The organism is Wenzhouxiangella indolica (assembly GCF_042310355.1).
GTDB lineage: Bacteria > Pseudomonadota > Gammaproteobacteria > Xanthomonadales > Wenzhouxiangellaceae > Wenzhouxiangella.
The window spans coordinates 111,815-133,930 of record NZ_JBHJMR010000004.1; the positions used below are offsets into that span (position 1 = coordinate 111,815).

General features: G+C 64.9%; 20 protein-coding genes and 1 riboswitch. Of the genes, 12 read left to right on the forward strand and 8 right to left on the reverse strand.

Annotation, left to right across the window (positions count from 1 at the left end; translation table 11 throughout):
• Window positions 1–22: 22 nt before the first annotated feature.
• Complete coding sequence (djlA, locus tag ACDC67_RS07030) at window positions 23–814, reverse strand: co-chaperone DjlA (protein WP_376691795.1); 792 nt, start codon at window positions 812–814, stop codon at window positions 23–25.
• 112 nt (window positions 815–926) lie between these two features.
• Between djlA and ACDC67_RS07035 the strand changes: the two genes are divergently transcribed.
• Window positions 927–1,532, forward strand: a complete 606-nt coding sequence (locus tag ACDC67_RS07035) for a hypothetical protein (RefSeq protein WP_376691797.1) — start codon at window positions 927–929, stop codon at window positions 1,530–1,532.
• A 4-nt stretch (window positions 1,533–1,536) separates the two neighbouring features.
• On the opposite strand, the gene ACDC67_RS07040 is transcribed toward ACDC67_RS07035, so the two are convergent.
• Window positions 1,537–2,913, reverse strand: coding sequence for a GntP family permease (locus ACDC67_RS07040; RefSeq protein ID WP_376691798.1), 1,377 nt, complete (start codon window positions 2,911–2,913; stop codon window positions 1,537–1,539).
• Window positions 2,914–3,056: 143 nt separating this feature from the next.
• A riboswitch (TPP riboswitch) is annotated at window positions 3,057–3,160 on the forward strand.
• A 78-nt stretch (window positions 3,161–3,238) separates the two neighbouring features.
• On the opposite strand from ACDC67_RS07040, the gene ACDC67_RS07045 reads away from it, so the two are divergent.
• From ACDC67_RS07045 to ACDC67_RS07065, 5 genes are all read left to right on the forward strand, one after another.
• On the forward strand, window positions 3,239–5,359 hold the full coding sequence (locus ACDC67_RS07045) for a TonB-dependent receptor (protein ID WP_376691800.1): 2,121 nt from the start codon (window positions 3,239–3,241) through the stop codon (window positions 5,357–5,359).
• A gap of 18 nt (window positions 5,360–5,377) precedes the next feature.
• On the forward strand, window positions 5,378–6,013 hold the full coding sequence (pnuC, locus tag ACDC67_RS07050) for a nicotinamide riboside transporter PnuC (RefSeq protein ID WP_376691802.1): 636 nt from the start codon (window positions 5,378–5,380) through the stop codon (window positions 6,011–6,013).
• On the forward strand, window positions 6,010–6,777 hold the full coding sequence (locus tag ACDC67_RS07055; RefSeq protein WP_376691804.1) for a phosphotransferase: 768 nt from the start codon (window positions 6,010–6,012) through the stop codon (window positions 6,775–6,777). The genes pnuC and ACDC67_RS07055 overlap by 4 nt, the downstream gene beginning before the upstream one ends.
• Before the next feature lie 76 nt (window positions 6,778–6,853).
• Window positions 6,854–7,888, forward strand: coding sequence for a sodium:calcium antiporter (locus ACDC67_RS07060; RefSeq protein WP_376691806.1), 1,035 nt, complete (start codon window positions 6,854–6,856; stop codon window positions 7,886–7,888).
• A 262-nt stretch (window positions 7,889–8,150) separates the two neighbouring features.
• Window positions 8,151–10,256, forward strand: a complete 2,106-nt coding sequence (locus ACDC67_RS07065) for a diguanylate cyclase (RefSeq protein WP_376691808.1) — start codon at window positions 8,151–8,153, stop codon at window positions 10,254–10,256.
• Window positions 10,257–10,301: 45 nt separating this feature from the next.
• Here the strand turns inward: ACDC67_RS07065 and ACDC67_RS07070 are convergent, their stop codons facing one another.
• Window positions 10,302–11,741, reverse strand: coding sequence for a 1-acyl-sn-glycerol-3-phosphate acyltransferase (locus ACDC67_RS07070; RefSeq protein ID WP_376691810.1), 1,440 nt, complete (start codon window positions 11,739–11,741; stop codon window positions 10,302–10,304).
• 165 nt (window positions 11,742–11,906) lie between these two features.
• Between ACDC67_RS07070 and ACDC67_RS07075 the strand changes: the two genes are divergently transcribed.
• From ACDC67_RS07075 to ACDC67_RS07095, 5 genes are all read left to right on the forward strand, one after another.
• Complete coding sequence (locus tag ACDC67_RS07075) at window positions 11,907–12,779, forward strand: PA4780 family RIO1-like protein kinase (RefSeq protein WP_376691812.1); 873 nt, start codon at window positions 11,907–11,909, stop codon at window positions 12,777–12,779.
• Window positions 12,780–12,788: 9 nt separating this feature from the next.
• Window positions 12,789–13,541, forward strand: coding sequence for a class I SAM-dependent methyltransferase (locus ACDC67_RS07080; protein WP_376691813.1), 753 nt, complete (start codon window positions 12,789–12,791; stop codon window positions 13,539–13,541).
• A gap of 122 nt (window positions 13,542–13,663) precedes the next feature.
• Window positions 13,664–14,212 (forward strand): CDP-alcohol phosphatidyltransferase family protein, encoded by a 549-nt coding sequence (locus tag ACDC67_RS07085; RefSeq protein WP_376691815.1) that lies wholly within the window; start codon window positions 13,664–13,666, stop codon window positions 14,210–14,212.
• Window positions 14,209–15,150, forward strand: a complete 942-nt coding sequence (locus ACDC67_RS07090) for a phosphatidate cytidylyltransferase (protein WP_376691816.1) — start codon at window positions 14,209–14,211, stop codon at window positions 15,148–15,150. The genes ACDC67_RS07085 and ACDC67_RS07090 overlap by 4 nt, the downstream gene beginning before the upstream one ends.
• Window positions 15,150–15,788, forward strand: a complete 639-nt coding sequence (locus tag ACDC67_RS07095; protein WP_376691818.1) for a lysophospholipid acyltransferase family protein — start codon at window positions 15,150–15,152, stop codon at window positions 15,786–15,788. Before ACDC67_RS07090 ends, ACDC67_RS07095 begins: the two co-directional genes overlap by 1 nt.
• Window positions 15,789–15,841: 53 nt before the next feature.
• Here ACDC67_RS07095 and ACDC67_RS07100 read toward each other — a convergent pair whose 3' ends face one another.
• The 4 genes from ACDC67_RS07100 to ACDC67_RS07115 all read right to left on the reverse strand — a co-directional run bounded on the left by ACDC67_RS07100 (window position 15,842) and on the right by ACDC67_RS07115 (window position 19,836).
• Entirely contained in the window at window positions 15,842–17,107 is a 1,266-nt protein-coding gene (locus ACDC67_RS07100; protein WP_376691820.1) for a mechanosensitive ion channel domain-containing protein, read from the reverse strand.
• Between the two features lie 338 nt (window positions 17,108–17,445).
• Entirely contained in the window at window positions 17,446–18,048 is a 603-nt protein-coding gene (locus ACDC67_RS07105) for a DUF1989 domain-containing protein (protein ID WP_376691821.1), read from the reverse strand.
• A complete protein-coding gene (gene gntA, locus ACDC67_RS07110) occupies window positions 18,045–18,761 on the reverse strand; it encodes a guanitoxin biosynthesis heme-dependent pre-guanitoxin N-hydroxylase GntA (RefSeq protein ID WP_376691823.1) in 717 nt (238 codons plus the stop codon). Before gntA ends, ACDC67_RS07105 begins: the two co-directional genes overlap by 4 nt.
• 286 nt (window positions 18,762–19,047) lie before the next feature.
• Window positions 19,048–19,836 carry a 23S rRNA (adenine(2030)-N(6))-methyltransferase RlmJ gene (locus ACDC67_RS07115; protein WP_376691825.1) on the reverse strand — a complete coding sequence of 263 codons (789 nt, stop codon included), beginning with the start codon at window positions 19,834–19,836 and terminating at the stop codon, window positions 19,048–19,050.
• Window positions 19,837–19,919: 83 nt separating this feature from the next.
• Here ACDC67_RS07115 and ACDC67_RS07120 point away from each other — a divergent pair, with 83 nt between their 5' ends.
• A complete protein-coding gene (locus ACDC67_RS07120) occupies window positions 19,920–20,627 on the forward strand; it encodes a DUF3047 domain-containing protein (protein ID WP_376691827.1) in 708 nt (235 codons plus the stop codon).
• Window positions 20,628–20,660: 33 nt separating this feature from the next.
• Here ACDC67_RS07120 and ACDC67_RS07125 read toward each other — a convergent pair whose 3' ends face one another.
• Window positions 20,661–22,115 carry a glycerophosphodiester phosphodiesterase family protein gene (locus ACDC67_RS07125; RefSeq protein WP_376691828.1) on the reverse strand — a complete coding sequence of 485 codons (1,455 nt, stop codon included), beginning with the start codon at window positions 22,113–22,115 and terminating at the stop codon, window positions 20,661–20,663.
• Window position 22,116: the final 1 nt, after the last annotated feature.

Here is a 22,116-nt window from a genome sequence, read left to right on the forward strand (position 1 = left end):
CCCCCGGACGACGAATCCGGAGTCAGGCAGCGCGCTGCTTGTCGCGACGAGCCTTGATCTCATCGTAGGCCTTGCGGATTTCGCGCACGCGTTCCTTGGCAACCGAGCGCATGTTCTCGGGCATGCCGCTGCTGGCGAGCTTGTCGGGATGGTACTTGCTCATCAGGCGGCGATAGGCTTTCTTGACCTCGGCGTCACTGGCGGAAGGATCCACGCCCAACACGGCGTAGTGATCCTCCAACGGTTGTGCATCGCGTCCGCCGGCACCGCCGCCCGCGCTCGCGCCCGAGACGCCGCGCAACATTGCCTCGAGCCGCTTGAGGTCGATTTCGGACAAGCCCAGCAGGCGCGCCACGCGCAGCAGCATGTCGTGCTCGGCTTCGTGCAGCACGCCGTCGGCGGCGATGGCCGAGAGCTGCACCTGGAGGAAAAGCTGGAGCATCGGCTGGTTGCCGCGGACCACGGCGCGCAGGTGCTCGATCTCCGCGGCCAGGTCGAATCCTTCCGCCTTGCCGCGATTGAACGACGCCCGGGCCGCCTGGCGTTGCTCGCTCGACAACCCGAGCTTGCCGAAATACTGCTCGGCGACGCGAATCTCGTCGCGCGTTACCTGCCCGTCGGCCTTGCACAGCGCGCCCATGACAGCAAAGGTCGAATCGAGAAACTGGCGCTGGATGGCGCCCAGCCCGCGCGGCAGAAGCACGCGCGTCATCAGGTACCCGACGCCATAGCCCAGCAGCGCACCCGCGATCAACCCGCCAGAACCACCGGCCAGCAGGCCGACCAGACCACCAATAACCAGAAAGATCAGCATGGGCACATGATAGCCAACACGGCGCCGCCGTGGGGTGACCGGACCGGGTCATCGGGTGCGATGGGCGGGACGGGCTGGTATCGTGCATGCTGTTCTTCAACAAGTCCGGCCCATGCTTTCGAGAATCACCGTCGTACTGAGCGCCGTCGCCCTGCTCGGCGCAGTTTCATCCGCTCGTGCCGACGGGCCGCTCGGCCCGGTCTGCGAGTTCCCCGACATCAGCACCATGACAGCGGTTCCGGTGGAAACCGGCGCGTCGGCGCCCGCCGGCACCGGCGGCGATATTCCCGGCGGCCGCTGGGAACTGATCGAGATACGCCACGCCGCGCCCTCTTTCATCACCATCGTGGGTGAAGGAACGGGAGCGCTAGAGCTCGAGGCCGACGATCCCAGCTCCGGCTACGGCAGCGTGGCCCTGGACGTCGAACTCACCCAACCTTCGGCCGAGCAAATCAATGAAACCGGCGCGGGCCCCTACTCGGCCACCGGCACGGTTCTGAGCGTCGGCAACGACTGCGGCGACGAGCTGCTGCTCGGCGAAGCCGAGTACAGTGTCGACACCAGCGGCCCGGATCCGGTCATGATCCTATGGGGCAGTATCGAAGTCACCGACCCCTTCCCGACCTCCATCCCGATCGAGACCCGCTTCCAGCTGACCGAGCCGGCCGAAGTCGATGACCCGGTCTTTGCCGACCGGTTCGAGCAACTCCAGAACTAAAGCGTCAAGCCCAGGCGGCCACGCCGATGGCCGCCACCGTGGCCAGTATGGGGATCAGCACCGTGACGACGAAGATGTCCCGGTAAGCCTCGCGGTGCTTGAGTCCCATGATAGTGAGCATGGCGATCACCGCGCCGGAGTGCGGCAGTGAATCGAGCCCGCCGGAGGCCACCGTCGCCACGCGGTGCAGCACCTGCGGATCGATGCCCATGGCGAGGTAGCTTTCGGCGAAAGTCTGCATGAAGATCTGCAGCCCGCCGGAGGCGGAGCCGACGATTCCCGAGACCACGTTGACCGAAAGCGCCACCGACACCAGCGGCGGCAGCTCCAGCGCAATCACCGCTTGCGAGAAGGTCGCAAAGCCGGCCGTCTGCGCGACGACGCCACCGAAACCGATCACCGCGGCGGTGTTGAGCAGCGGCATGATGCTGTCGTTGGCACCGGCGCCCAGCGCCTCGAGGCTTCGCCGGCGCATCGACTTGAAGAACACCACGCAGAAAACCGAACCGAGCACCAGGGCAAGGCTGGGCCAGACGATCGGCTGGGCATTGGCGAAGGCGAACAGCGGTCCGACCAGGGCGGTTTCGGCATCCACCAGGCCCAGGCCGGTCGCCAGGCGGGGCAGGAGAATCGTGCCCAGCACCACTACCAGCGGCAGCATCGACAGGCCCCAGGCCGGGGCGTGTTCGAGTTTCGGCGCCAGTTGCTCCATTTCCTCGTCGCGCGCGTTGGAGACATAGCCCTCGCCGCGATTGCGGGCCCGATGCCACTGATCTTCCAGGTACCACAGGCCCACCGCGAACATCACCACGGCGGCAGCCAGCCCGGGCAGCACCCCGGCAAAGAGATCGGTCTCCAGGGCGCTGGCCGCGATCACGTTATGAATCGAGGGCGTGCCCGGCAAGGCCGTCATCGTGAAGGTACCGGCTCCGAGCGCGGCCGCCCCGCAGAACAGCCGTTTGGGCAGATCGGCCTCGCGTATCAGGGCGATGCCGAGCGGATACATGGTGAAAATGACGACGAACAGCACGACGCCGCCGTAGGTCAGCACGGCACAGGCCAGCACCGTGACCAGGATGGTGCGCTTGACACCCAGCCAGCCGACAATGGCGCCGGCGACCGAGGCGGCCGCACCGCTGGTGGCCATCATCTTGCCGAAGATCGCCCCGGTCAGGAACAGGACGAAGAACTGCCCGGCAAAGGTGAACGCGCCCAGCGGGCCGGTCGGGAAGTGTTCGAGCAGGGTCGGCGCCAGGCCGAGACCGTTGGTCAACGCCACGATCAGGCTGGCGACCAGCGCCGCCACCAGGATGTTGATGCCGCGCAGGGCCATGAAGATCAGCGCGGCCAGGCCCAGCAACAGGCCGATGTTTCCGATCATGAGTGGACTCCCTCGATTCCCGATGTCGGCGTGCAGGCCAGCTTAGCGGCACCTCGCCGGCGAGTCGAGGGGATCGGCCTGGCCGGCGACTCGCGGGTTGGACCGGATCGTCAACGCCCCGTCTTGCGCCGCGTTATAATTCGGCTGATTCCTCGGGGCGGCATTTTCGCCTGAGACACCCGCCAGGGTGGACCCGTTGAACCTGATCCGGTTAATGCCGGCGTAGGGACAGGAACGAAAAAGCGCCCCCGGCCATTCGCGCGGGCGCTTTCGACAATCCCCCGCGCATTCCGGGTCTCCATCGACTTGTATACGGAGACTCTTGATGAAATCGTACTCGCTGATCACCGGCCTGTTACTGGCCGCACCCTTGACCGCAACCGCACAATCCGACCTGCCGCCCTGGGAAGCCGACGAACCCATGGTGGTCACGGCCGATTTCCGCCAGGCCGGCCTGTTCGACCTGGGCGCCAGCGCCACCGTGTTCGACGCCGAGACCCTTCAGCAGCGCAGCGCCTCGCACCTGGAACACGTCCTGAACCTGGCGCCCAACATCAACTTCTCCACCGGTGCCTCGCGCGGCCGCTTTTTCCAGATTCGCGGCATCGGCTCGCGCAGCCAGTTCGTCGAGCCAATGAACGCTTCGGTCGGCCTGCTGGTCGACGGCATCGACATGACCGGCCTCGGCGGCGCGGCCACGACGCTCGACATCGAACAGGTGGAGATCCTGCGCGGGCCGCAGGGAACCCTGTTCGGCGCCAACGCCCTGGCCGGGATGATCAACATGGTTTCGGGCAGCCCGACCGACAGCTTCTCGAGCCGTATCGAGGCCAGCGCAGCCGATTACGGCACGCGCTCGTTCCAGGGCATGATCTCCGGACCGGTCAGCGACACGCTGGGCTATCGCGTGGCCTACTCCAACCACCAGAGCGACGGTTTCCAGAGCAACGCGTTCCTCGACACCGACGACAACCAGCACATCGACGAGCAGACCCTGCGCACCAAGCTGCGCTGGCAGCCGCACGATGACCTGCGAGTGGACTTCACGGGGCTATTGCTGGATGTCGACAACGGCTACGACGGCTTTTCGCTCGACAACACCCGAACCACCGAATCGGACGAGCCGGGCCACGACCGGCAGGAAACCGTCGCCGGTTCGGTTCGCGTCAACTGGCGCGCCCATCGAGCCTTCGATATCGAGGCGCTGGTCAGTCGCACCGACGCCGACCTGGAATACGGCTACGACGAGGACTGGAGCTTCGAAGGTTTTTGCGAGGTCTACGACTGCGTGTTCGACGGCTACTCGTCCTTCGACAACTACATCCGCGGCGACCGCAACACCACGGTCGACGTTCGCGCGGTGTCCAACACCGGGCCGGGGCAACCGGGCTGGGTCGTCGGCGCCTACTCCCGCGACCAGTCGCAGGATCTTCGCCGCGAGTACACCTACCTGGAAGAAGACTTCCTGTTCGACTACGACACCGAAAGCCGCGCCGTCTACGGCCAGCTCGATATTCCCATGGGCAGTAAACTGAAACTGATCACCGGCCTGCGCCATGAGCAGCGCGACGTGCGCTATGCCGACAGCGACGGCGCGACGTTCCGCCCCGACGAGGACATGTGGGGCGGCAAACTGGCACTGGAGTACCGAACCGACCGCCGCGCCCTTTGGTACGCACTCGCCTCGCGCGGCTACAAGGCCGGCGGCGTCAACAGTGATTCGGTCATCCCCGACGATCGCCGCGAGTTCGCCACCGAGACCATGTGGAACTACGAACTGGGGGTCAAGACCCGCCTGTTCGACGAACGCCTGGACCTGAGAGCCGCCCTGTTCTTCCAGGACCGCAAGGACGTGCAGACCGAGCAGTCGCTGGTACAACCCATCGAGGGCGATTCCTGCCCCTGCCAGTTCATCGAGTACAAGGCCAACGCCACGGCCGGCGACAGCTACGGCCTGGAGGCGGAGATCAACTGGCGCGTCCATCGCTCGATCGAGACCTTCGCCAGCCTGGGCCTGCTGGAATCGGAGTTCGACGGTTTCCTCAACTACTCCCACGTCGAAGCCGACCCCGAAACCGGCGAACCCCACGACATGGACGGGCGCGACGTGCCGCATGCGCCCAACTACATGTTCAGCCTGGGCGCGGTCTTCCACCTGGGCGATCACTGGTACATGCGCGTGGAGGCCGAGGGCAAGGACGGTTTCTTCTTCTCCAGCCGGCATGAAGCCCGCTCCGATGCCTACGAGCTGTTTCACGCCCGCCTGGGCTACCGCAACGCGCGCTGGGACCTGGCGCTGTGGGCTCGCAACATCGGCGATAAGGACATCAAGACCCGTGGGTTCGGCGCATTCGGCAACGATCCGCGCGACGGCTACGCCGTCAAGCCCTACTTCCAGTTCGGCGAACCGCGAGTCGTCGGAGTCACGGCCAGCTATGAATTCTGAGCGGCCGGAGCGCGCGCCATGACGCCCGAGAGCTGGCTCGAGCAGCTCGCCCGGCGCTGGGCCGAGATGTCCGGCTGGGAACTCGCAGCCGTGCTGCTGGCCGTCACCTACCTGCTGCTCGCCGTGCGCCAGAACCGCTGGTGCTGGGTCGCCGCCTTCGTCAGCACCGCCATCTTCACGGTGCTGTTCTGGCAGGTCCAGCTTCTGATGCAGTCGGCGCTCAACGGCTACTACATGGCCATGGCGGTCTACGGCTGGTGGCACTGGCAGCACGGCAGCGGCAGCGAAGGCTCGCTGCCGGTCACGCGCTGGAGCCTGCCCCGGCACCTGTTGACGCTGGGGGCGATCGGGCTGTGCACGCTGATCTCGGGCTACCTGCTTGCCCGCCACAGCGAAGCGGCCTGGCCCTACCTCGATTCCTTCGTCACCTGGGGCGCGGTGATCACCACCTTCATGGTCGCGCGCAAGGTGCTCGAGAACTGGGCCTACTGGATGGTGATCAACAGCCTGGCGATCTGGCTGTTCCTCGATCGCGGCATGGCCCTGACGGCAACGCTGCACGCCGCCTACCTCGTCATCTCGGTGTTCGGATGGGTGAGCTGGCACCGGGATTATCGCCGGCAGAATGCCGGCCCGGGCCAAGCAACGCCATGACCGGGCAGGCCGACAACAAGCGATCCGACGCGAGCCCGGAAAGCCTGATCGACACCTGGCGCGAGTGGGGCCTGGCGCTGACCGCCCGGCCCCGCGTGATCGAACGCATTCACACCGGCCGAACCAATCGCAATTACCACCTGAGCGCACCGGGTCTCTCCGAACAACTCCTGCTGCGCATCAATCATCCCGCTTCGCAACGCCTGGGTATCGACCGCGAGCGCGAGCGCGAGATCCTGGCGCTGACCTCTGATGCCGGCATCGCACGGCCGTTCCGCTACTGGGATCCCGACCAGCGCTTCGTGGTCTTCCCCTATCTGGCCGGCAGGCACTGGTCGCAGGCGGACCTGGACGACGCCGACCAGCGCGCCAGGCTCTGGCCGCTGGTCGAAAGGCTGCACGACATTGCGCCGAACTGGCCGCGGCGCAGCTACCACGCCTACCTGCGCCACTACTGGCAGCAGCTCGACCGGGCCGGTCGCGTCGATCGCGCGCTGCGACAGGCCTGGGCGTCTTTTGAGCCGAGACTGCTTTCCTTCGACCAGTCCGACTGGTCGGCTCGCCTCGTCCACCACGACATGATCCCCGACAATATCCTGGAAACCGACAGCGGGCTGTTCCTGATCGACTGGGAATACGCCGCACCGGGCCATCCGGACATCGACGTCTGGACCGTGCACCCGCCCGCCGTGCGCGAACCCTTCGTCGCCGAGATGATGGACTGGGTCAACGGCCTGTGGGAGCGGCTGATCCCGATTTCCTGACCGGGTATCCGAGTCGGGGCAGCCCGGGTTTTCGGCGTAGTACGCTAAGGGTGATCAACCCGCAGGCGGATCGACCTTGTTTGACTTCGAAAGCTGGACGCTGTTGCAAAGCGTGATCGTCTTTGGCGCTTGCACGCTGGTGATCGGCGTTTGCGGTATCTGGATCACCGGCGTGGTGGATCAGCTGGCGGATCGGACCGGGATGGGAGAGGCCGTCGCCGGCGCGGTGCTGCTCGGCGCGGCCACCTCCCTGTCGGGCAGCGTTCTGTCGGTGACGGCCGCCTGGAACGGCTTGCCGGAGTTGGCGCTGGGTAACGCCGTGGGCGGCATTGCCGTGCAGACCACTTTCCTGGTCGTGGCCGACATGTTCTATCGCAAGGCCAACCTCGAGCACGCCGCGGCTTCGGCCCAGAACATGATGCAAAACGCGCTGCTCATTGCGCTTCTGGCGATGATCCTGCTGGGACCGACCCTGCCAAATTTCACGATCTGGGGTGTCCATCCGCTGACGCCGCTGCTGTTCGGCGTCTATATCTACGGCATCTCAGTCATCGGCGGCATGCGCGCGCGGCCAATGTGGGAACCGACGCAGACGCCTGAAACGCGCCAGGACGAGCCCGAAGACCTGGCAAAGGTTCCCGCGCTTGGAAATCTGGTGGTGAAATTCCTGGCGCTGATGCTCGCACTGGGGATTGCGGGATGGACGATGGAAAAGTCGGCCGCCAACATCGCTCAACAGACCTGGATAAGCGCGACCGCGGTGGGCGTCCTTTTCACCGCTATAGCCACTTCCCTGCCCGAGCTCGTGACTTCCGTTGCTGCCGTGCGCCGCGGCGCACTGACCCTGGCGGTGGGCGGCATCATCGGGGGCAATGCCTTCGATACGCTGTTTACCGCTGCTTCCGACATCGCCTACCGTCCGGGCTCGATCTATCACGCCATGTCCGATTCGGTGGTCTTCTGGACGACGCTGACCCTGCTGATGTCAGCCGTGCTGCTGCTGGGCCTGATCCGCCGAGAAAAGCGCGGGCCGGGCCTGATCGGCGTCGAAAGCGTTGTGCTCCTGGCATTGTATGCGGTCGGCGTGTCCATGCTGCTGCTGTACAACTAAACAAGCGACGCCAAGTAAACAAACGACCCCAGGCATCGACGCGGTCGATTTCTACCTGGTGTTCTTCATCCTGCACGACGGCGGTGTGGCGGCGGTAGCGTCAGGGCACGATTGCCGTTTCTTTGTGAACCTGGAGTAAACTCCGGATTCGACCAGCCTGGCCGTTCGACCCGCGGGAGAATCCAGCGCCCGCCGGAAAGGCTTTCCAGACCAGGCCCAAGGGGCGCCGCTTCGGCGCTCTGGCGACGAAAGGGGATCATCGATGAAGCGTTTCCTGGCTATCTCCGCCGTGCTGATCGCGCTGTGGGCCATTCTGCCCGCGCCATCGAACGGCCAGACGCAGCCTGCGCGCGCGCAGGCCGAAGTCGCCCAGCCCCATGCGAATGCGTCCGAAACCGAGCGGGCCGGGTCGCTACAAGCGATGACCGAATGGCTCGAACAGGACTTCGCCCGGGCCCGTCCGGAGGCCGCGGCCTGGATACAGGACCCCGCGCTGCCGGACGCGTTTCGCTCACAAGTCCTGAGAGCCGCTATTTCGGCAGCGCGCGCGGCCGCGAAACTCGATTTCGAGACCGAGGCAGGCCCGGCGTACGCCGAGCTCGCCGAGCGCCTGCCCGCCGGTCCGGAGCGATCACTCCTGCATCAGGCGTACGGCAACCTGAGCCTTTGGCGCGGCCAGTTCGAATCAGCAGAAAGGCTGTTCCGGCTCGCCGGGATGGACGCTGCCGACAGGACGATCCCCGAGCAGGCCAACCTGAAGAGCTCGCTTGGCGTCGCGCTCGCCCAGCAGGGCGAGCTCGACGACGCACTCAGTGCCATGCTGGAGTCCCATCGACTCTTCGAGCAGACCGAGGACGGCCCGTCGGTTCAGCTTTTGCGCAATATCGGCGGCCTGTCGATCTACCTCAAGGACTGGGAGCAGGCAGTCACGTTCTCCAACCTGGCCCTCGATCGGCTGGGTCCCGAGGACACGGATATCGCCGGGATCTACTCGAACCTGGCCGCCGCCCTGACCGAGCAGGGCAAGCTCGAGGCCGCGCTGAGCGCCCTCGAGGACGGCATGGCGGTCGGCGAGGCGCAGGGTCGACCAAATGCTTCGGTCATCAGCAACCTCGGCTATGTGCTGCGCGAACTCGATCGGCCGGAGGAGGCATTGACCCATTTCGAGCGGGCGGCCGAACTCAACCGCGCCGCAAACGACACCGGCTCGCTGGCCATCTCGACGAAGAACATCGGCGAGACCCTGATTCAGCTCGGGCGCCGGCAGGACGGAGACGCTGCACTGCAACAATCGCTGGCGGCGTATCGCGAGGCCGACATCAAGCCCAAGCGGCTCGAGCTCTATCCCGTGCTGGTCGAGAATCTCGAGCAGCTGGGTCGGTACACGGAAGCCCTGGCCATGATGCGCGAGTACCGTGAACTGACCGAGGAACTGGCATCGGCCGATGCCCAGGCAAGGGTCGCCGAACTGCAATCGGCTTTCGACCTCGAGCGCAGTGAGCGCCGGCTGGCCGAGTCCGAACGCGAACGCATGGCCGGGGAAGCCAGGTTGGCGGCCATGGAATCGATTCAAGTCCGCCAGCAGCACTATCGCACCCTTCTTCTCACGGGCGTGGCCGCCCTCGCTCTGATCCTGGTCTTGCTGCTGCGCCTGCTGCAGGTCCGAATCCGCGCCAATCGCCTGCTTGCGGAAAAGAACGGTGAAATCGACAAGCAGCGCAAGGCGCTGGGTGAGACCAACGTGTTGCTACAGCGACAAAGCTTCGAGGACGAACTGACCGGCCTGGGCAACCGCCGTTCGCTGCGCCACCTGCTGCAGTCGGAACTGCCCCGGGCGCTTGCTGAAGTGCCAGTGTTGCTGGTGCTGATCGACCTCGACCGATTCAAGGGCATCAACGACCGCTTCGGGCATCCGGTGGGCGACCGGGTACTCGCGCGCTTCGCCCGGGTACTCCGTGACGTTGCGCGCCCCGGTGATGTCCTGGTTCGCTGGGGTGGCGAAGAGTTTCTTTGGCTGGTTGCCGGCGCACGCATCTCCGATGCGTCGGAGCGATGCCGCAGCCTGGCCGACCAGCTTCGCGCCACCGACTTCGAAGCGCCCGGCAGAGATCTCTCCATCACCTGTTCGATGGGCGTATCGACCGTTGACTTGCGCGTGGACGATCCCTCAAGGGCTTTCGACCTGGCGCTCAAGATCGCGGACGCCGCCCTCTACGAGGCCAAGGATTCCGGTCGCGACAGCTGGACGGGCTTCGAGCGCCGCGCCGATGACCCCGGGATATTCGAAGGCTCGCTCGACATCGAATCGCTGGTGGCAAGCGGCGCCCTGGTGCGCAGGCATCTTCACGACGCAACGGCTCTCTCGTGAACCACGCCCGGTGGATTAGTGACCGCGCGTCGCGCTCGGACCCGTTCAGTCGCGGTAGCGTTCGCTCAGCGTCTGGAATCGCCTGAACAGGGATTCACGCTCGCCGCGCAGCAGTTCGACCAGTTGCGTTCGATCGAAGATCACCGTTCGCAACAGGACTTTGTCGCGGAAAGCCATGATGGTTCGGCGATAGCCCAGCGCGGCGAACCCGGTCGGCGGCAGCGCCGCAAGATAGGTCGCGATCCAGGGCGCGCTGAACTGGCTCGTTTGCCAAAGCCAGTAACCGAACAGCGCGTAGCTCGAGAGAAAGGCCAGGACACCGATTCCGAAGTACGCGAAGGTCCGCACGGCTTCGTCTCGAAAGAGCCGGGGAAGGAACGTCGTGACCAGGTAGGGCACGACATTGTGGACCAGCCCGAACAGGGCAACCGGGGCCATCACGAGGGCGAAAACCGTCATCCGCAGGCGAACCCAGCGTTCGCGCACCGGCTGGTCGAAGCGCTGCGTCAGGGCTGCCCTCAGCCGCGTCTGCGCCAGGTGATCCTTGTAGCGATCGAGGTGCTTGTTCAGCGCCAGCACGGAGCGCGGTTCATTCTCGAGCGCCCGGGACAGGACCGTGCTGATGAGGTTGCGCGACAGAATCCGCTGCTCCAACGCCCGTCCGGCGGCGTGGCTGGAACGATGGTACAGGCGCAGCAGTTGCCACACCCAGCGCCTGGCGAAAGACAACTGACCTTCTTCGGTCCGGGACGCTTCGTCATGATCGAGCAGGCCGGCCAATTCCACCGAGAACGCGGCCTCCAGGTCATTGACCATCCGTTCGATCCGCCGATCGGCAATATGCAGGGCCTGCCGACGAAGCACCCGCTGGACCTCCTCGATCATCGCCACCACGGCCGCTTCCTCATCCTCGGCGTAGCGCTGACGGTAATCGGCGACCCGGATCGGCCGGCCGAAACGCAGCAGCGCATCCGACGTCAGCAGGTCGCGCTGGTCGTGATTGATCCCCACGGGCACGATCACCAGGCCCAGCGAGAAGTCGTTGCGCGCCTCGGCCCCCAGGGCCATGCGGGCCACGCCCTTGCGCAACTGCCCCACCTGGGCCCAGGAGGAATTGCGGCCTTCGGGGAAGATGCCGATGCAACCACCGCCCTCGAGATGCTCGAAGACGCGAGCAAACGTCACCTGGTTGCGCTCGCCGGCATCGGCCGCTTCATTGGGCCGGTAGACCGGAATCGCCCCGAGCGAGCGAAACAGCGCGGCAATCATGGGCACGCGGAACAGGCCGCTGCGGGCCAGGTAGCGGATCGGGCGCGAGACCTGCGTGCTGAGCAGAACGGCATCGAGCACGGAGCCCGGATGGTTGGCCGCGAGGATCAACGGCCCCTCGGCCGGCACCCGGTCTCGCCCGGAAGACCGCACCTCGACGAAGTAAAGGTGGACGACCACGCGCAGGAATCGAATCAGGCCGCTGTAGAGGCGCATGCCTCCAGCATAGGGGTGATCAGGCGACACCGCCACCCGAGTTGAAGCGCGTTGGAGTAGCTCGTTCCCACCGGGCGAGATGCGGCATGCATCCGCCGGACCGCACCTGCGCCAGCCGGCCCCGGGCGAAGCCCTCACGCCTGATCGATGTCATAATCCTGTTCAATGAAGATTCCCGCCCGCTTGAAACCCCTGGCCGAAGACGGCCTGATCGACGAAGTGCTGCGGCCGCTCAAGAGCGGCAAGGAAGCCGACGTCTTCGTCGTTCGCTGCGGCGCCGAGAAGCGCTGCGCAAAGGTTTTCAAGGAAGCCAACGTGCGCGGCTTCAAGCAGGCCGTGCAGTACCAGGAAGGCCGCAACGTGCGCAACAGCCGGCGCGCCCGGGCGATGAACAAGCGCACTCGCTACGGCCAGAAAGAGCAGGAAAAAGCCTGGCTGAGCGCCGAGGTGGATGCGCTCTATCACCTGTCGGCCGCCGGGGTGCGCGTGCCGCGACCGCAGGGCTTCGTCGACGGCGTGCTGCTGATGGAGTTGATCGTCGACTCCGAGGGCAACGTGGCACCGCGACTCGACGGCATGACGATGAGCGCCGAACAGGCGCGGGACTACCATGACCGCATCATCGCCGAGATCGTGCGCATGCTGGCCGCCGGCCTGATTCACGGCGACCTTTCGGAGTTCAACGTGCTGGTCGACGAGACCGGCCCGGTCATCATCGACCTGCCGCAGGCGGTCAACGCCGCGGCCAACAACAGTGCCGCGATGATGCTCGTGCGCGACGTCGATCGGATGAAGCGTTTCTTCGGCAAGTTCGCACCTGACTTGCTGACGACCGAATACGGCAAGGAAATGTGGTCGCGCTATGCTTCCGGAGACCTGCATGCGGAAAGCGCGTTGACCGGCGTCTACCACCCTTCCGCCGACGATGTGAACCTGGGCGAGCTGATGGCCATCATCGATGCCGCCCGGGAAGAAGAAAGAGAGCGACTGGAGCGAATGCGTGAAGATGACTCGGATGAGCCCGATAGCGCTCAGTGAGCTTCGACCATGAACCCCGAAGAAGCCGTGCTGGCCCGGGAGTGGTTCTACCCCTTCGAGTTGCCCAGCGGCCGGGTCACGCCCACCTACAACGACGGACAACTCGACCCGGTTCACGCCACGCGGCTGCGGATGATGAACCAGATGCTCGACTGGACCTGGGGGCGGGAGCTCGACGGGCTACGCGCAGTCGACCTGGGCTGTCATCAAGGCTTCTTCGCCGCCAGCCTCGCGCAACGCGGCTGCCGGGAAGTCCTCGGCATCGACGCCCGCCAGTCGCTCGTCGATGACAGCAACCTCATGGCGAGCGCACTCGGTCTGGATAACCTTCGTGCCGTGCAATCCGACATCCACGCCGTTGACGCCGAACGACTCGGGCGCTTCGACATCGTGCTGATGTTCGGCCTGCTCTACCACCTGGAGGACCCGGTCGGCGCGCTTCGAATCGCGCACGCCCTGACCGGGCGCCTGTGCCTGATCGAAACCCAGGTCGCGCCGCACATGGCCGGTCCGGTGGATTTCGGACACCACACCTGCGTCAAGGACATGAAGGGCTGTTTCGGTATCGTCGACGAAACCGACGCGACCCATGTCGACGAGGCCGGCACCCGTGGCATCTGCCTGCTGCCCAGCACGCCGGCGCTGCTGTGGATCCTCGGCAAGATCGGCTTTAAACGCGTCGGCCTGGTCAAGCCGCCGCCCGACGCCTACGAACAGCTCAGTACCGGCAAGCGCGTCATGGTCGCCGCCTTCAGGGACTGACGGGCACCGGCCGAACTCTCCTTGGATAGAATGTCCGCACCCCATCGGAGCCCGCAACATTGGTCAGCATCTAGGAACTGAAGCCGGCTTTTCAGTCGCTCCTTCGTCCGCTTGTCGGGTGGATGGCCGGGGCCGGGATCAGTGCCAACGCCGTGACCGTGCTGGCGACCGCGCTATCGATTCTCGTCGGCCTGTCACTTTTCGCCTGGCCCGGTTCGGCCTGGCCGCTGCTTTTGCTGCCCGGATTCCTTTTCGTGCGCATGGCCATGAACGCGATCGACGGCATGCTCGCGCGCGAGCACGACCAGCAAACGCGCCTGGGCGGACTGCTCAATGAACTCGGCGATGTGGTTTCCGATGCCGCCCTCTACCTCCCGCTGGCCCTGGTTGCCGGCCTGCACCCGGCCCTGGTCGTTGTGATCGTCGTGCTGGGCATCATCGGCGAGATGACCGGGGTGATGAGCCAGGTGCTCGGTGGCGAGCGGCGCTACGACGGCCCCATGGGCAAGAGCGATCGGGCCTTCGTGTTCGGCGCGCTGGCACTCTGGGCCGGCCTGGGCGGCGCACTCGAACCCTGGGCCGACTGGGTGCTGGCGCTGGTCCTGGCGCTGTCGCTGCTGATGATCATCAACCGGGCAAGAGGCGCCCTGGCCGGGGATCGCTCGGCATGACGTTCGTCGGATTGCAACCGGTCGTGCTCCAGGCCCTGGGCGGCATCTTCGCCCTGCTTTCGGTCGCCAGCCTGATCGTCGCCGTCGTCGGCCCGCGCCTGTCGGACTCGGTTCGCGAGGAAGTGGTCGCCCGCATCCAGTCCTGGTGGCTGATGTTCTTCATCTTCGCCGTGGCCATGGCGCTGTCGCGCAACGTCTCGCTGGCGTTTTTCGCCTTCATCTCCTTCATGGCGCTCAAGGAGTACTTCTCGCTCGTGCCGACGCGACGGGCCGACCGGCGCGTGCTGTTCTGGGCCTACCTGGCCATTCCCGCGCAGTACGTCCTGGTGGCGATGGAATGGTACGGGATGTTCATCATCCTGATCCCCGTCTACGCCTTCTTGCTGCTGCCCATGCGCATGGTGTTGGCGGGAGAAACCCGGCACTTCCTGCGCGCGGCCGGCATCATGCACTGGGGCCTGATGGCGATGGTGTTCAGCGTCAGCCACGTCGCCTACCTCTTGGTCCTGCCCGAAGCGGTCAATCCGGGTGCGGGCGGCGCGGGGCTGGTGCTGTTCCTGGTGTTCCTGACCCAGTTCAACGATGTCGCGCAGTACTGCTGGGGCAAGCTGCTCGGGCGGCACAAGGCCCTGCCCACGGTCAGCCCGGGCAAGACCACCGAGGGCGTCGTCGGCGGACTCGCCACGACCATCGTGCTGGCCTGGCTGCTGGCCGGCTGGCTGACGCCGCTGTCGAGCATCGAGGCCCTGGCCGCCGGCGCGCTGATCGGCATGGCCGGGTTCATCGGCGATGTCACCATCTCGGCGCTCAAGCGCGATCTCGGCGTCAAGGACTCCGGCAGCCTGCTGCCCGGTCACGGCGGCATTCTCGATCGCATCGACAGCCTGATCTACACCGCGCCGCTGTTCTTCCACTTCATCCACTACCTGCACTACTGATGACCGCCGTCCTGCGCTGGCTGTTCTTCTCGGTGCTGGTCCGCCCGGTGGTCAGTATCGTGCTGGGCATGAACGTACGCGGCCGGGACCACCTGCCGAAAACCGGCCCGGCGATCATCACCGCCAACCACAATTCCCATCTCGACGCGATGGTGCTGATGTCGCTGCTGCCGCACCGGCTGCTGCACCGCGTGCGGCCGGTCGCGGCCGCGGACTACTTCATGAAGGGCCGCTTCTTGACCTGGTTCTCGACGAAGATCATCGGCATCCTGCCCATCGCGCGAAAGAGCGGAGCCGACGAAGACCCGCTGGCCGGCTGCTACAAGGCGCTCGAGGCCGGGCAGATCCTGATCATCTTCCCCGAGGGATCGCGCGGCGAGCCCGAGCAGATGGGGGCGTTTCGAGGCGGCGTGGCCAAGCTTGCCAGGCTCTACCCGGACGTACCGGTCACACCGGCGTTCATGCACGGCCTGGGCAAGGCGCTGCCGCGCGGCGAAGGCCTGCTGGTGCCCTTCATGCTCGATATCTACGTCGGGCCCGCCCTGCATGGCCGCGACGGCCACGATGACTTCCTGGTAGCCCTGCGCGAGAAAATCGAAGCCCTGGCCAGCCAGCATCAAACGGCTTCATGGGACTGAAGACTGCGGCCTTCTTCGGGAACTTGGAGTGGGATGCCGACACAGGGTCAGTCTCACCGATCGAGCAGGTTCTCGCCCTTTTCAGGCGTTGGTGCGAGCGCGGCCTGGTTTCGAATAACCTCGCCTTCCGGGCGGATCACGGCCTCGGACGGGGTCATGGCCTCGGCCGATTCTTCTGCATGGTCGACTGCCTGTTGCTCCACGAGTTGACGCTGTTCGGCCTGGATCGTCATACCGGCTTCCATCAGCGCGCGCTTGGTCAGCCGGATCAGGGAGGAGCGCAACTGCAGTCCGTTGGTTTTTCGTGAATCAAACCAGAATGACACCTTGATCAGAACGGCCGCGTTGCGGATCTCCTCGGCGAAAACCCACGGCTCGGGATCGACCAGGACCGACGGATGACCCGACACCACAGCCAGTCCAATCTCCTGGGTAGCGCTGATGGAGTCGTTGAGACCGATGACGACGCCGAACTCCATTCGCTCGTTGGGATTTGCCGAGAAATTTGTAATGTCGCTCTTGTAGATGGTCGCATTGGGAATCTGAACATGGTTGCCGTTCTGGGTCATCAGCACAGTGACCCGAGTCGTCATGCTCTGGACGAACCCGCGAGTGTTCCCGACCTCGATCAAATCGCCGGTCCGGAAGGGGTTCTGGGCGCTCAGGAAAAGGCTCGCCAGGAAGTTCTCGGTAATGTCCCGAAAGGCAATGCCCAGTGCAATACCAGCGAGACCCGTGCCGCCCAGAATGGCAAGCGCGACATTGGTCAATCCAGCCACGTGAAATACGCTATACAAGCCGGCAAGCAAAACCAGGACGCCACCACCCCGGGCGAACACGTCGGTCAACAACATGTTCTTTTCCCTGTTGCGCGTGAACCAGCGCAGTAGCCGGGTTACCAGCGCGCCCAGGTGCCAGGCCAGCACGAGAATCAACAGACTGAACAGGACATAGGGCAGGCTTCTCAGCACCGTTCTGCCGAGCTGGTTCAAGCCGCTCAGTGCCGGACCGAGGTCCCAGATCGCCGGCTCGATGAACTGGACGTTATTGACGACCGCAACCACGTCCTGGGTGCTGCGCGCCAGGTCGCCGGCCCACTGTCGATGGGCCGGGCGGCGGACCTCGCCATACAGGAAAGCAACCCCTTCATCGACCGTCACCGCCGGCTGCTCGTACCAGCCCGTTGCCACCAGAATGCGCTGAAGCCGCGCCGCGATGGCTTCATCGGAGGCTTCCGGCTCGATATCGACAGCACCGGGTGGCTCCGGATGCTCCTCCATCTCGGTTTGCGCAGAGCCGAGCACCTGGGTGGCCGCCATCGACACTCCGGGCAGGGCCATGGCAATGAAAGCCAGGACAATCGGGATCCGAATCATGCCGGGACTGCCTCCTGTCATTTGTCGGATGTCTCGGTCGTATCCATCAGCAGCTTGAGACAACCACCGTCAAGAATGTTGCGAGGCTGATAAGGATCGCAATTTCGAACCGTTCGATTGCGTTGGGCGGCGGCAGCTACCGGATCATCCGCCGCCATCCTAGCGACCCAGCGATTCAAGCATGCCCGATATCGTCGCTGCAGGCAATATACGGCTTGGGTAAGTACTCAAGCCGTTCAGTAGGTGATCGGAACGTCCGACGTGGATCGGGCTCAGTTCCTTCAGCAGCGCACAACCTTGTAATCGATGGGCTTGAAACGGAAATTGTTGGACTGCCCGGCCGAACATGCGGTCATCGCGACCAGCAGCGGCATCTCGGCACGCAGGCGCAGGTAGTCTCCTGCCTTGCTCCGCGGCGGCAGAACCTCGAATTCTCCCGTGTCGGCGTCGACCGCGACATGCATGAAAACGTTGAACGCGATTGGAATACGATCGACGCCGATATCGTATGGGGCCAGTACGGCTGCCAGATTGCCCTCGCAACCCGGACGCTCCTCGGTCTCTCCGTAGATGATTCTGAAGGTATCCTTCGAACAGGGCGTCAGCGTAAAGTCGTGTCGGCCGCAGGTGTCTTCCAGGATGGTGAACATCGGACGACTGCGGTTGGAGTAGAGCACATCGCCCGTGGTAAGCCACAGGCGTGAGGCATAGTCGAGGGATCGCCCCGAAGACAGGTACTCGCGAACGTCCGGATGCCCGAAGGCGACCACATCGCTCACTTGCTGGCCTTCGGGATCGATGATCACCAGTTCATCACCGGTCGCAAGCTCGACCGTCTGCGCGGAGCAGGGGGGAATTCTCGTTGCTTCCAGCCCGTCGGTCACGGCCGCACCTTGAATTTGACAGGACACTGCCAGCCGGCCCCGACCTTGCGGCCGCTGTACTGCCTGGCTTCACTTGCCTCGCCGAAATCCGCCAGGTTGGGATTGATGGAACCTTGCAGAGCGACATCGCGTGCCCGAGTGGCCTTCTGCATCTTCCAGTAGCGTCCATCCTCACGAAGTTTCTCGAACTGACGATGAGAATTGAACACCAGCACCGGGTGGCTGAAGCGTCTGGCAAGTCTCGACGCATGCGCGTGAAGCCCGATCACGAAGAACGGATGCCCCGCGACACTCAGGCAGAACAGAGGGCTATCGGAATCGTTGCTGACATCGTGGGCATAGTGATTGCCCGCCAGGGCATCGAGCCTGTGGGCTCGCCATAACTGCGCCCACAGCAAAGCCTCAAACTGAATCTCGTTCATATCGTCGGGTCCATGGAACATGGCGACGTAGGAATGCGCGATGTCCTTGTCGCAAGTGTCCGATTCGATCATGGCAACGAATCGAGAAAGCCCATCCACCAGTGGCTGGTCATTGTGCCTGTCGCCGAGTGTATCGAATTCGTGCGTTTCGATGGATCCGTGGGCCAAAGCCGACTTCGCGCCGACACAGGGATAGACGGCATCATCGATCAAGCCCAGAAAGCGCTCGCCCAAATCCGCAGTGGATATGCGTTTCGACGCGTCGACGCCGGGGCCTCCGGCAGCTTTCATCAGATTCTCTCCGGTTCGCATGTTGTCGGTGGCGACAGGAGACGGCCGGGAAAGCCCGCTTGCTCAACGCAGCCCGATGTATCTGAGGTAATGTCGAAGCTCAGTCCTGAACGCCCTCAGAACCTGTCTGCGATGGGAGACTAGCGTTCGTTGCAGCACACTGTCTGTGCGGGCACCCACATTGTTCGGGGGATGTTGACCCCGGGGGAGCAGGCCCGCGAAGGTGGAAAAGGCTGCCTGACACACGCTGTCGTGGTTCAGCCCGAATACCGGAAAGCCGGTCTGCTTATTCCCAGGCCGCGTGCATGGCCAGAAGTTCGGCCCGCGCGCGATAGGGGCAGTTGATGATCGCCATGCCGCAGCCGGTCATTTTTCCCAGCTGCTGTTCGGCGGGAAACTCGATTCGGAGGTCCAGCCATTGCTCGCTGTCGAGCCCGAGTGCTGCCGGCAAGGCATCCGGCGTGGTATTGCGCCCGTCGATGACCGGGTACCAGATGACGTAGACGCCGTGCGCGAAGCGCCGGAGTGCTGCGCGCAGCGCGGTCGCCATGTCCTCGAGTTCCGAGCGCAGTTCGAACGAGGGATCGATCAGCACCAACCCGCGGGCGGTGTGCGGCGGCAACAGCTTCTCGAGGGCCTTGTAGCCGTCGCCGGCGTGAATCCGGACGTGCCGATCGCCGGCGAATTGTTCGGCCAGCGCCTTCTGCTCGGCAGGATGGAGCTCGCACAGCACGAGTTCGTCCCGTGGGCGCAGCAGGGCTCGAAACAGCAGCGGAGAGCCCGGGTAGTAGCGCAGGCGGCCGCCCGGGTTGTGCGCCTCGACCAGCGCCAGGTACTCGGCTAGCGGACCCCGCAGCGGCCGGGCAGCCCACAAGCGGGCGATGCCTCGCTCGAATTCCCGGTTTTTCAACGCCGCTTCGCTTTGCAGGTCGTACAGGGCCGGGCCGGCGTGCGTGTCGACGAAAAGGATTCCCTTTTCTTTCGTCTGCATGGCACGGGCCAGCACGACAATAACGCTGTGCTTGAAAACGTCGGCCGGATTGCCGGCATGATAGCCGTGGCGATAGCTGAGCATGGTGTCGAATTACGCTACAGGGGGCTGCCAGTCTACATCGCCCCCCGGCTCGACCGCGGCCTTGCCATGGCCGTCTGGGCGACATGCTAACGTCGCAGCTGAACCCGAACTCCGAGCCGGCCATGCAGCGCATTTGTCTGTACCTCGCCGCGGCACTTTCGTCCGCCACCGCGGCGTCCGAGCAATACACGCCGGCCGAGATTCTCGACTGGCAGACGCAGTCCTTCAAAGGCCAGACCGACTACTCGCTCACCGGCGCCGAAGAAGCCGGCGCGGATCACGCGGCAGTTCGCGCCAGCTGCAGCAAGGCGACCGCCTCAGGGCTCGTACTCGAACGCGAGCACAGACTCGCCGACGCACCGATCCTGGAATGGCGCTGGCGCGTGGACGCGGTCTATTCCGGCCTCGACGAGACCAGCAAGGGCGGCGACGACTACCCGGCTCGCGTCTACGTCGTCGCCGAGCGCTGGCCGGCGTTTCGCAGCCGCGCGATCAACTACGTCTGGGCCAGCTCTCAGCCCGGCGGCGCCAGCTGGGAGAACGCCTTCGCAAGTCAGTTCACGGTCGTGGCGGTGCGCTCCGGACAGGAGCGCCTCGGCAAATGGGTGACCGAGCGGCGAAACGTGCTCGAGGACTTCAAACGCCTGCACGACCTCGAGCCCGATAACATCGACGCCCTGGCGATCATGACCGACTGCGACAATGCCGGCCAATCGGCCACGGCCTGGTACGGACCGATCCGCTGGCTCGGACGCGAAAATCCCGGCATCAGGTCCAGTACAGGCCGGTAACCGCTCCCGCAACCGCGCAGATCAGAGCCACGCTCAGAACAGAAGCGCCAGAAGGCGGTAGAGAACGTAGAATCCGGCCAGGAAGCCTGCTGCGACCGTCAATCGGCCCGGTGTCGCGTACCGGTACGCGAAGGTGAAGATCAGAACGTAGATGAAGATGTTCGAAAGGCCGCGCAGCCAGGCGTGGATGCGAATATCCAGAAGATCGAGCAAGAGCGCACCGAGCAGCAGCACCGCCGGCAGCAACAGTCCGGCGCCGAGTTTCTCCATGTAGAAGCCGGTCGAATGCGACTTGCCGCTGCGATTGCCGTAGGCCGAAAGCGCGAATACCGCGCAGGCAAGCGGAATGCCGATGGTCAGCACCGACTTGGCCGCGTCGAGGAAGTAGCCGAACTCGAAGCCCCACCCCGAGTAGCCGGTGATGCGGGCAAACAGCGCCGCCAGGTAAACCGCGGCGGCGTAGACGGCCAGATCGATCAGCGCATGCGTGCGATCGCTGCGATGGCCGGGCTCGAAGAAGGCATCCGGGGCCGAAAAGACCGACCGGACGTGGTCCGGATAGCCTGGTGTTTCTTCGTATCTCGGCGTCGCTTCGCCGCGCGAGGGTTCGGATGCGTCGGCGGTCTGTCGACCCTCGTCTTGATTGCTCTCGGCCATGGGGGTTGTCCCGGATGTATGTTCTACTCCAAACGTGAAACGGTCGCGTTTCACGCCATGGGCCTTGCCGCTGGTGGCCGACTGCAGGTCGCCCAGGGCCGCGAGCATCGGCTCGAACCGGTCGGTCTCGATCATGTCCGCACCGCGGCAGCGAAGCGCGACGGCCGAATCGGGGTCGTCGACGACGTAAACCACCCACCGCCACTCGCCCGGCCAAAAGGGCCGGTCTCCTCCCGGAACACGCCTGGCCTCGACGAACAGGTAGTCCGGCGCCAGGCGCTCGGCCTTGCGTCTCGATGCCGCGTTCCAGGGCTTGATGACCAGGCCGATGGCCTCGGCGCCTTGTTTGCGCGCGATCGCCAATGCGGCGGCGTCGAAAGAAATCGTCACGCAGCGGGTCGTGGCCAGCTGCAGCGCGCTGCACACCGCGCCGACCACCGCGGCACAACCGAATTCTTGCAGGCTCTCGCGCTTGATCTCGACGAACGCCGTGATACCCGGGTACCGATCGAGCAGCGCGAGCATGTCGGCCAGGCGCGGGACGCGCTGCCGGGCGAACTCGGCGCCGAACCGGGCGGGCTCGCCAATGCTGCGCTGCGACAGCCTGTCCCAGTCCAGCGCGGCGATCGCCTCGTCGCTGTCGCCGACGCGGCCAAGCGATGCGTCGTGGACCACCACCGGCACCCCGTCCCGCGTCAACTGGATATCGAATTCCACAAAACGCGCGCCGGCTTTGAGTGCGGCCTCGACGCCGACGAGGGAGTTCTCGGGGTAGGCGTGCGGATAGCCGCGATGGGCAATCAGCCAATCGGCGGCTTCAGGCCGACTCATG

Bases quoted from the DNA above. Each gene is read 5' to 3' on its own strand.
- djlA (WP_376691795.1), bottom strand. From the start codon at position 814: ATGCTGATCTTTCTGGTTATTGGTGGTCTGGTCGGCCTGCTGGCCGGT.
- ACDC67_RS07035 (WP_376691797.1), top strand. From the start codon at position 927: ATGCTTTCGAGAATCACCGTCGTACTGAGCGCCGTCGCCCTGCTCGGC.
- ACDC67_RS07040 (WP_376691798.1), bottom strand. From the start codon at position 2,913: ATGATCGGAAACATCGGCCTGTTGCTGGGCCTGGCCGCGCTGATCTTC.
- ACDC67_RS07045 (WP_376691800.1), top strand. From the start codon at position 3,239: ATGAAATCGTACTCGCTGATCACCGGCCTGTTACTGGCCGCACCCTTG.
- pnuC (WP_376691802.1), top strand. From the start codon at position 5,378: ATGACGCCCGAGAGCTGGCTCGAGCAGCTCGCCCGGCGCTGGGCCGAG.
- ACDC67_RS07055 (WP_376691804.1), top strand. From the start codon at position 6,010: ATGACCGGGCAGGCCGACAACAAGCGATCCGACGCGAGCCCGGAAAGC.
- ACDC67_RS07065 (WP_376691808.1), top strand. From the start codon at position 8,151: ATGAAGCGTTTCCTGGCTATCTCCGCCGTGCTGATCGCGCTGTGGGCC.
- ACDC67_RS07070 (WP_376691810.1), bottom strand. From the start codon at position 11,741: ATGCGCCTCTACAGCGGCCTGATTCGATTCCTGCGCGTGGTCGTCCAC.
- ACDC67_RS07075 (WP_376691812.1), top strand. From the start codon at position 11,907: ATGAAGATTCCCGCCCGCTTGAAACCCCTGGCCGAAGACGGCCTGATC.
- ACDC67_RS07080 (WP_376691813.1), top strand. From the start codon at position 12,789: ATGAACCCCGAAGAAGCCGTGCTGGCCCGGGAGTGGTTCTACCCCTTC.
- ACDC67_RS07085 (WP_376691815.1), top strand. From the start codon at position 13,664: ATGGCCGGGGCCGGGATCAGTGCCAACGCCGTGACCGTGCTGGCGACC.
- ACDC67_RS07090 (WP_376691816.1), top strand. From the start codon at position 14,209: ATGACGTTCGTCGGATTGCAACCGGTCGTGCTCCAGGCCCTGGGCGGC.
- ACDC67_RS07095 (WP_376691818.1), top strand. From the start codon at position 15,150: ATGACCGCCGTCCTGCGCTGGCTGTTCTTCTCGGTGCTGGTCCGCCCG.
- ACDC67_RS07100 (WP_376691820.1), bottom strand. From the start codon at position 17,107: ATGGCGGCCACCCAGGTGCTCGGCTCTGCGCAAACCGAGATGGAGGAG.
- gntA (WP_376691823.1), bottom strand. From the start codon at position 18,761: ATGAAAGCTGCCGGAGGCCCCGGCGTCGACGCGTCGAAACGCATATCC.
- ACDC67_RS07115 (WP_376691825.1), bottom strand. From the start codon at position 19,836: ATGCTCAGCTATCGCCACGGCTATCATGCCGGCAATCCGGCCGACGTT.
- ACDC67_RS07120 (WP_376691827.1), top strand. From the start codon at position 19,920: ATGCTAACGTCGCAGCTGAACCCGAACTCCGAGCCGGCCATGCAGCGC.
- ACDC67_RS07125 (WP_376691828.1), bottom strand. From the start codon at position 22,115: ATGAGTCGGCCTGAAGCCGCCGATTGGCTGATTGCCCATCGCGGCTAT.